We start from the raw sequence: 8,774 nt of genomic DNA on the forward strand, positions 1-8,774 counted from the left end.
TCTCTCGCCGCTACGAGCGTGGCGCCATGCTCGTCACCTCGAACCGCGCCATCGGCGAGTGGGGCTCCGTGTTCGGCGATCCCGTGGTCGCGACCGCCATCCTCGACCGCCTCCTCCACCACAGCCACGTCATCACCATCCGCGGTGAGAGCTATCGGCTGCGCGAAAAGCGCCGGAGCGGCCTTCTGCAGAAGGCCGCTCCGGCGCCTCACAACACCACATCAACCAGCGAGGGGGTCAGGTCCTCGTGACGAAAGGGGGGCAGTTCCGGCTGACGCTTGACACCTCCCAACCTGGCATTCCCGCCGCCGGGTTGCCGGTTCGCACCGCGGTGCCCCTTCGTCCTCGACACGTGCCGCACCGAGCAGCCGCCGCTCGAAGATGTTGCCACGGACCATGCGGTGGCCTGCCATCGCGCCGGGGAAGCGCCCGCACTGCGGGAAGAGGCGGCGCGCGTCGAAACCTGGATGGGGAGGGAGGTCGCATGACAATGCAGCCTTCCGTACCCCTGATCAGCATCGAGGACGCCCAGCTTCACTACAAGGTCGGCGGAGCGCTGTCCGCGCTGCGCGGCAATCCGTCGGTTGCCAAGGCGGTCGACGGCGTGACCTTCACGGTACGCCGAGGCGAGAGTGTTGGGCTCCTTGGCGAATCCGGCTGCGGCAAGACCTCGATGGGGCGCCTGCTGCTCAAGCTGGAGGAGGCGACCGGGGGTGCGATCCTGTTCGATGGTGAAAGGATATCGGACCTCAGGGGGCAGGCCCTGAAGCGCTACCGCGCGCGCGCGCAGTTCATTTTCCAGAACCCGTTCGATGCGATCAACCCCCGCTTCACCATCCGCCAGACTCTGTCCGAGCCGCTGGAGAACGCGGGCACTCCCTCGTCCGAACGCGAGGCGCGCATCGTATCGGCGCTGGAGCTGGTTCGCCTGCCCGAGCCGCGCCAGTATCTCGACCGCTATCCGCACCAGCTTTCGGGTGGGCAGTTGCAGCGCGTGGTCATGGCGCGTGCGCTCATTCTCGAGCCCGATTTCGTCGTTGCCGACGAACCCGTGTCGATGCTCGACGTATCGGTGCGGGCCGGCGTGCTCAACGTCTTTCGCGACGTGCGCGACCGCCTCGGCCTGACCGCGATCTACATTAGCCACGACCTCGCTCTCGTGCGCTACGTGTGCGAGCGGACAATCGTCATGTATCTCGGGAGGGTAATGGAGGATGGCCCGACCGAGGACATCGTCCACACGCCGCTGCACCCCTACACCAGGGCTCTGGTTGCGGCGGTTCCCGTTCCCGACCCGAACCAGAGCCACGATGCGTTGCCGATCGGCCGCGGCGCGCCCGATCCACGCAATCCGCCGTCGGGCTGCGTTTTCCGCGACCGTTGCCCTCACGCGTTCGATCGCTGCAGCCGGGAAGTGCCGCAACTGCGGCAGACCGGCACCCGTCAGGTCGCGTGCCACCTTTTTGACGGGGCTGAATGATGCGCTCTTCGTTTTATACCCGCACCGGACGCGCAGGAGAGGTGCTCGTGATCGGGGAGAGGCCCGACCCGGTTGCAGCAGCGGGTGAGGTCCTGGTGCGCGTTCGCGCTTCCGGAATCAACCCGGCCGACGTGAAACGGCGCGCCGGATGGAACGGCATGGCGATGCAGCACCCGGTCGTCATTCCCCATTGCGACGGCGCGGGCGAGATCGTCGCGGTGGGGGATGGGGTTGATCCGTCACGCATCGGCGAGCGCATCTGGATGTGGAACGCGCAGGGAGGATATGGCTCTGCCGGCCGCGCTTTCGGCACGGCGGCCGAGCTGATTGCACTGCCTGCCGAGCAGGCAGTGAAGCTTCCTGATGCGATGTCCTTCGAGGCTGGAGCCTGCCTCGGTGTGCCTGCAATGACCGCGTATCGTGCCGTCTTTGCCGACGGATCGGTGGAGGACCAGACGGTTCTGGTTGCCGGCGCCGCAGGTGCCGTCGGTCATTGCGCGGTGCAGTTGGCCAAGGCCGGCGGCGCCAGGGTCATCGGAACCGTTTCAAACGCGGCGGCCGCCGAGCACGCGCGCGCCGGCGGCGCAGACGAGATCATCGACCGCCGGCAGGAGGATGTCGCCGCCCGCGTCCTCGAGCTGACCATAGGCAAAGGCGTGGATCGTGTTATCGAGGTCGACTTCGGCGCAAACCATGCGCTCGACATTGCCGTGCTCAAGGAGAACGGCACGATCGCGTCCTACTCCTCGACCAGCGAGGTCAAGCCTGTCCTCGATTACTATGCCTTCGCCGACAAAGGCGCCAATCTGCGGGTGATTCAGGGCTTCGCCCTCCCGAAGGCCGAACGCCTCGAAGGCGAGCTTCGTGTTGCAGAGCTTGCCGCCCAGGGCCGGCTGCGGATGGCCATTGCCAGAACCTTTCCGCTCGACGAAATCGCCGACGCGCATCTCGCGGTCGAAGCAGGCGGGAATCTCGGAAACATCGTCGTCACTCTGTGAACCGCATCAACAGGAAACCTTCGATGCAGCAACCAACCACGGCCGTGAAAGTGGCCGACCGGCCGGAGAGGGAACAACGCGTCTGCGATCCCATCTCCCTGGAGATCATCCGCGGCGCGATCGCAGCGGCGCAATCGGAAATGGAGGCGCTGCTGGAACGGACCGCCATCTCCGCCTTCATTCGCGAGAAGAAGGATTTCTACACAGCCCTCTTCGACGCCGACGGCATCATGGCGGTGGGGTCCATGGTGCCGATCTTCGGCGACATGACCAGCCCGGTATTCGAGAAGTTCCCGGCCGACGAGATGAAGCCGGGCGATCTCTATTGGTATAACGACTGCTATGGGTCGCGGGGCGCGGTCTCGCACTCCAACGACCAGGTCTTGCTCGCGCCCGTTTTCAAGGATGGTCGCCGCTGCGCATTCGTGATGAGCTGGGCCCACTTCGCCGACATCGGCGGACTGCGGCCGGGTTCGATCAGCCCGGATGCGACCGAAATCTACCAGGAAGGCATCATCATCCCGGTCACCAAGCTCGCCGATCAGGGCAATGTCAATGAGGCGACGCTAGCGATCTTCCACCGCAACTCGCGCTTTCCCGAGCAGAGCAACGGCGACATGCGCGCGCTGATGGCGAGTGTCGATCTCGGCGTCAGGCGCATGGGCGAGATCGTCGACCGCTTCGGCGCCGATGTCCTCGAGGATGCGTTCGCCCAGTTGCTCGACCGCACGCGCCGGCTGGTGCGCGACCGCCTCGCTGAGACGTTCGACTATGGCACCCATTCCTTCACCGATGCCATCGACGGGGACGGGCACGGCAACGGCCCCTTCAAGATCCGCTTCTCCCTGACCCGCGAGAAGGGTGCGGACGGAGAAGACCGCTTCCTTTTCGACGCCAGCGAGAGCGACGACCAGGCCCCCGGCCCGGTGAACTACCTGATGAACCGCGGCGTACCCGGCATGGCGCTCGGGCTCTATTATCTGGGCGGCGACCCTTCCCAGGTCTGTAATGCCGGCGGGCCGAACGCGCTGGACGACGTCCGCCTGCGCGAGGGCTCGCTGCTGCTGCCGCGCTTTCCCGCACCGCTCGGCATGCGCGGCCTGACCACCATGCGGGTGATCTCCGCAATCAACGGCCTGCTCAACGTGGCGAACGGCGGGGCGCCGGCAGCCAATTCCGCCTATGTGATCTCCATCATGCGCGGCAATTTCCGCGACGAGTCCGGCGATCTGCAGCGCTTCCTGTTGGCCGATGGGATCGGCGTCGGCTATGGCGCAAGGCCCGAGGCCGATGGCATCGACGCCGTCTATTTCGTCGCGCAGGAGAACTATCCGGTCGAGTTTCTTGAGCTGGGCTATCCCGTTCGCCTGCGCACCTATGGCGTCATGGAAGATTCCGGCGGTGCGGGTGCGTATCGCGGCGGCTGCGGCATCGTCCGCGAATACGAGGTGTTGGCCGAGGACGCCGTGCTCGCCGTCCGTATCGACGGCGTCAAGAACCCGCCATGGGGCATCGACGGCGGCATGTCGGGCGGTGTGGGCCGCGCCGTCGTCAATCCGGGAACGGACAGGGAGCGGCCACTCGTGCCGCTGTCGGACGGCAACCGACTCGTGCGGGGCGACATCCTGCGCATCGAGACCGGCGGCGGTGGCGGCTATGGCCATCCGTACGACCGGCCGCTCGCCAAAGTGCTCGAAGACGTGCTTGGCGGATATGTCAGCGTCGACGCGGCCCGCGCGCTCTACGGCGTCGAGATCGTTCAAGGTCGTATCGACGAGGTCGCCACCAGGCGCCTGCGATCCGATCGCCCAGCAACCCGCCGCCTCCATCGCACGGACTATGTCGATGCACTCGACTGAACAGGCACTTTCCATCGCCGTCGACATCGGCGGCACCTTCACCGACGTCTCGTTGCTTGACCGTTCCAGCGGACAGGTCTGGCGCGCCAAGACGTCCAGCGTCCCTTCCGATCCTTCGGAAGCGTTCCTGAACGGTATCAGGCTCGCGCTTGCCGACGCGGGGGCGCCCGCATCGAAGCTGCGGCAGGTGCTGCACGGCACCACCGTCGCGACCAACATGATCCTCGAGGACAAGGGCGCGCGCACGGCGCTCGTGACTACACGCGGGTTTCGCCACGTGCTGGCCATCGGGCGGCAGGACATTCCCCGCAAGGCCAATCTCTACACATGGGTGAAGCCGGAGCGGCCGGTGCCCGCCTCGCGCATCATGGAGATCGACGAACGCATCGCGCCGGGCGGCGGCGTGGAGCGCGCGCTCGATGAGGCGAGCGTCGAGCGCGCCGCCGAGGCCATTGCGTCGATGGATGTGGAAGCCATCGCGGTTTGCCTCCTGCACGCCTTCGCCAACCCGGCGCACGAGCGCCGCGCCGCCGAAATCCTGCGGCAACGGCTGCCGCATCTCGCGGTGACGACTTCCGTTGACGTGCTGCCGGTCGTGCGCGAATACGAACGCTCGCTGACGACGGTGCTCAATGCAACGGTGATGCCGGGCGTGACCACCTACGTGGGCCGACTGGAGCAGCGGCTGGAGGACGAGGCGGTCTCGGCCCCGCTTCTCCTCATGCAGTCGAATGGCGGCGTTGCCGGCGCACCCGCAATCCGCCAGGCACCGGCGCTGACCGCACTTTCCGGGCCGGCTGCCGGCGTCGTTGGCGCCCGCGCCATCGCTGCCGCCTGCGGTATCAACGATCTCATAACGGTCGACATCGGCGGCACCAGCGCCGACATCTGCCTGATCAAGGGTGGCAAGATCGGCCTGACCCAGAATGGCAAGGTGGGCGAATGGCCGCTGCCGCTGCCCATGGTCGACATGGTGACGATCGGTGCCGGCGGCGGGTCAATTGCCGCCGTCGAGAACGGAGCGCTCTCTGTCGGTCCCCGCAGCGCCGGCGCGCGGCCGGGTCCTGCCGCCTATGGTCATGGCGGACAGCAGGCAACGGTGACGGACGCCCACGTCGTGCTCGGCCATCTGCCGTCGAAACTCCTCGGCGGACGCATGGCGCTCGACGTCGAGGCGGCACGCAGGGTGGTCGCCGGAAGTGTCGCCGGGCCGCTGGGGCTCGATGTCGAAGAGGCCGCGCGCGGCATCCTGGCGATCGTCGACAACCACATGGTCGGCGCCGTGCGGGTCGTCTCGGTGGAACGAGGCCACGACCCGCGCCGCTTCACGCTCGTGCCGTTCGGCGGCGCCGGCCCTCTGCATGGCTGTGCGCTGGCCGAGCTGCTCGGCATCTCGCGCATCATGATCGCGCCGGCGCCGGGCGTTCTGTGCGCCGACGGGCTTCTGGCCGCCGACCTCAAGGCGGAGTTCAGCCGCACCCTGCCGCGCGCGGGCGCGATCGATACCGCGATGGCGAACGCCGTCTTTGGCGAACTCGCGGCGCAGGCGCTGGACTGGTTCGAGCAGGAAGGCGTCGCCGAGGAAAAGCGTCGCGTGCAGCGTGTCGCACTTCTTCGCTACCACGGGCAAGGGGGCGAGATTGCGATCCGCTGGGTGGACGGCGTCGAGGCGTTGGAAGCCGCATTTGCCGACGAGCATCGCGCGCTTTACGGCTTCACGCTCGACGCTGCCGTCGAACTGGTGACCTTGCGTGTCGAGGCTTCGGGGCTGACCGCTGCCGCGCCGATCGGTGTCATCGAGGAAGCGGACAACGTGGAGGCCTATGACGAGGCGACCGTGCATCATTCCGCGGGTGAAGCTAGGGTTCCGCTTGTCGATCGCGCGAGGCTCGGGGCCGGAGCGACTTTGCGCGGCCCGATGATCCTGACCCAGCTCGATACCACCACGTTTGTCGCGCCGGGCTGGACGGGCCGGGTCCACAAGACCGGCGCGCTCATCCTGTCCCGGGAGGGAACTGCTCAATGACCACGATCGACAGCCGTCTGGAGCCGGTCTTCGCGCATATCGAGCAGAACCGCGACAGCTTCATCGAAAGGGTGATGGACTACGTCCGCCACCCCTCGATCAGCGCTCACAATTTGGGCATTCGCGAGGTGGCGGCAATGCTCGTCGATCATCTCGTGGGGCTCGGCTTCGAGGCGGAGGCCGTGCCGACTGCAAACCATCCGATGGTGCTCGGCAAGCGCATGATCTCGCCTGACAAGCCGACCGTGCTTCTCTACGGGCACTACGACGTGCAACCGCCGGACCCGCTGGAGCTGTGGGAAAGCCCGCCCTTCGAGCCGACCATCCGCAACGGCCGTATCTATGCGCGCGGCATCGGCGACAACAAGGGCCAGCATTTCGCCCAGCTTCTGGCGATCGAATCTCATCTGGCGGTTCACGGCGAACTGCCCTGCAATGTCATTTTCCTGCTCGAGGGCGAGGAGGAGATCGGCAGTCCTCACATCGCCGATTTCGTGCGCGAACACGCCGACCGGCTCAACGCCGACCTCGTCGTGACCTCGGACGGCCCGCTGCACGAAAACGGCGCACCGGTGGTCACGTTCGGCGTCCGTGGGGTTGCGGCTTTCGAGCTCCGTGTCCGTACGGCCTCGCGCGACGTCCACTCGGGCAATTTCGGCGGCGTCGTGCCGAACGCGATCTGGAAGCTGGTCCATCTGCTCGCAACGATGAAAAGCCCGACCGGCGAGATCACGATCAGCGGGCTCACCGAGCCGGTCATTCCGGCGACGGAGTATGAACGCGAGGCCGTCGCGCGTCTGCCGCTGGACCTCGACGCACTCAAGTCCGATCTCGGCCTGCAGGAACTCGATCAGCCGCACGACCGCGGCTATTACGACCGACTGATTTTTCACCCTACGCTGACCATCAATGGCCTGCATGGCGGTTATGGCGGGCCCGGAATGAAGACCGTGCTACCCTGCGAGGCGTTCGCGAAATGCGACATCCGCCTCGTGGAGCCCCTGACGCCTGAATACGTGTTCGAGAAGGTGGCCGCGCATGTGAAGGAGCATGCTCCAGACGTGGAGTTCGTGCCGCTCAATGGCATGCTGCCGTCAAAGACCCCGATGGATTCGCGCTTCGCGGAGCCGATCCGCCGCGCCGTGATTGCCGCGCGCGGAATGGAGCCGCTGATGTACCCGGCCGTCGGTGGCAGCCTGCCGGATTATGTCTTCACCAAGATCCTCAACAAGCCGGCCTTCGTCATTCCTTATGCAAACGCCGACGAGGCCAATCACGCGCCGAATGAGAATCTAGAGATCGTTCGCTTCGTCGACGGCATCCGCACCGGAGCCGCGCTCCTGCACGAACTCGGCGACCGAGCACAGGGCGACGGACGCGCTGCCGCTAGTCTAGCGCCTTTCAGAGGCTGATCCCGCCCACCAAGCCCGGCCCTCGCCGCGGAGGGATCGCGCTGCCGCCAAGTCTGAAGTCTCGATCTGAGGGCCGACGGGAGATGCCACGGAGCCGCGCGAAGTTCACGCAAACCAACGTCTCCCGCGCCCTCAAGGGCGCGGCGACAGCCGGTCCGCGAGTCGCAAAGGTGGAAATCGACACGGAAGACAAGAGTGTCCTCGCAACAGAAGCAGTGGCTCCGGTTATGGGGAGCCCGCTCGATAACTGGAGAGGCAACACGCTCTAATTCTGATGGGTGATTTTGCCCGGCTTCGAAAAGCCCGTGCGGCTGCACTTTCAAGATTTGGGAGGAACGGCCGTGACGCTGCTTTCGGAAGCGGGCGCGACACCCCAGCAGGAGCCGCGATCACGGGCCACTCCGTCCATACCGTTCACGCGATCCTTCACGGGTTGGCCGAGCAGGCGATCTTCGCCTTCGAGAACTCTCCGCGAACAGATTTTCCAAACCGTCTGCAAACCGGCCCTTCGGCCGCAAAAGCCGGAAAGGAAAAAACCAATGCCGGATGATAAGGTAGATGGCGCGCCCGACAGGATTCGAACCTGTGACCTTTGGAATCGGAATCCAACGCTCTATCCAGCTGAGCTACGGGCGCCTGCCCTGCCGTGTTGGTAGCCGAAAGGCGGCGGGGCGGCAAGGGGGTGTCCGGGGTCAGCACATATGAGACGCGGCGGGGCTCCCGTCAGCTCAGGCCGAGAGGTACGCGGCGGGTGGTCTCCCGGCAAGGGCTCCGTGAGGTCTGTGGTGGTTGTAGAGATTCTGGAAGGCGTCGATGTGTGGGTTGAGGGCGTCGACGCCGGTGGGAAGGTCGTAGACGGCGTAGAATTCGTAGCGCCAGGCGGCGTTGCAGCGCTCGACGGCGCCGTTGAGCTTCGGGCTCTTGGGCGGGAGCTCGTAGAGGGCGAGCTTCTTGTCGGCGCAAGCCTTCTCGAACTCCGCCTTGAACTCGGAGCCGCCG

Annotated in this window: 8 protein-coding genes and 1 tRNA gene; 7 read left to right on the forward strand and 2 right to left on the reverse strand. The window is 66.1% G+C overall.

What is annotated here, in order from left to right:
• The 7 genes from G407_RS29170 to G407_RS29175 all read left to right on the forward strand — a co-directional run.
• The coding region (locus tag G407_RS29170; protein WP_029032398.1) for an ATP-binding protein at positions 1 to 251 on the forward strand (251 nt) is incomplete at its 5' end.
• Positions 252 to 278: 27 nt separating this feature from the next.
• On the forward strand, positions 279 to 488 hold the full coding sequence (locus tag G407_RS31375; RefSeq protein WP_084327699.1) for an oligopeptide/dipeptide ABC transporter ATP-binding protein: 210 nt from the start codon (positions 279 to 281) through the stop codon (positions 486 to 488).
• On the forward strand, positions 485 to 1,480 hold the full coding sequence (locus G407_RS0121040; RefSeq protein WP_029032399.1) for an ABC transporter ATP-binding protein: 996 nt from the start codon (positions 485 to 487) through the stop codon (positions 1,478 to 1,480). The genes G407_RS31375 and G407_RS0121040 overlap by 4 nt, the downstream gene beginning before the upstream one ends.
• Positions 1,481 to 1,527: 47 nt before the next feature.
• Entirely contained in the window at positions 1,528 to 2,478 is a 951-nt protein-coding gene (locus G407_RS0121045; RefSeq protein WP_210163144.1) for an NADPH:quinone reductase, read from the forward strand.
• Between the two features lie 23 nt (positions 2,479 to 2,501).
• The gene (locus G407_RS0121050; protein ID WP_052341707.1) at positions 2,502 to 4,337 is read left to right on the forward strand and encodes a hydantoinase B/oxoprolinase family protein; all 1,836 of its coding nucleotides are present in this window, start codon (positions 2,502 to 2,504) and stop codon (positions 4,335 to 4,337) included.
• Positions 4,324 to 6,363 (forward strand): hydantoinase/oxoprolinase family protein, encoded by a 2,040-nt coding sequence (locus G407_RS0121055; RefSeq protein WP_029032402.1) that lies wholly within the window; start codon positions 4,324 to 4,326, stop codon positions 6,361 to 6,363. The genes G407_RS0121050 and G407_RS0121055 overlap by 14 nt, the downstream gene beginning before the upstream one ends.
• Positions 6,360 to 7,775 carry a M20/M25/M40 family metallo-hydrolase gene (locus G407_RS29175; RefSeq protein WP_052341708.1) on the forward strand — a complete coding sequence of 472 codons (1,416 nt, stop codon included), beginning with the start codon at positions 6,360 to 6,362 and terminating at the stop codon, positions 7,773 to 7,775. Before G407_RS0121055 ends, G407_RS29175 begins: the two co-directional genes overlap by 4 nt.
• A gap of 559 nt (positions 7,776 to 8,334) precedes the next feature.
• Here the strand turns inward: G407_RS29175 and G407_RS0121065 are convergent.
• Together G407_RS0121065 and G407_RS0121070 are read right to left on the reverse strand one after the other, a co-directional pair.
• A tRNA-Arg gene (locus G407_RS0121065) sits at positions 8,335 to 8,411 on the reverse strand.
• 92 nt (positions 8,412 to 8,503) lie between these two features.
• A partial coding sequence (locus tag G407_RS0121070; RefSeq protein WP_029032403.1) for an integrase core domain-containing protein occupies positions 8,504 to 8,774 on the reverse strand: 271 nt, incomplete at its 5' end.

It is taken from the genome of Salinarimonas rosea DSM 21201 (assembly GCF_000429045.1).
GTDB lineage: Bacteria > Pseudomonadota > Alphaproteobacteria > Rhizobiales > Beijerinckiaceae > Salinarimonas > Salinarimonas rosea.

Excerpts from the sequence above, each read along its gene's own strand:
- G407_RS0121040 (WP_029032399.1), top strand. The coding sequence starts at position 485 with ATGACAATGCAGCCTTCCGTACCCCTGATCAGCATCGAGGACGCCCAG.
- G407_RS0121055 (WP_029032402.1), top strand. The coding sequence starts at position 4,324 with ATGCACTCGACTGAACAGGCACTTTCCATCGCCGTCGACATCGGCGGC.
- G407_RS0121050 (WP_052341707.1), top strand. The coding sequence starts at position 2,502 with ATGCAGCAACCAACCACGGCCGTGAAAGTGGCCGACCGGCCGGAGAGG.
- G407_RS29175 (WP_052341708.1), top strand. The coding sequence starts at position 6,360 with ATGACCACGATCGACAGCCGTCTGGAGCCGGTCTTCGCGCATATCGAG.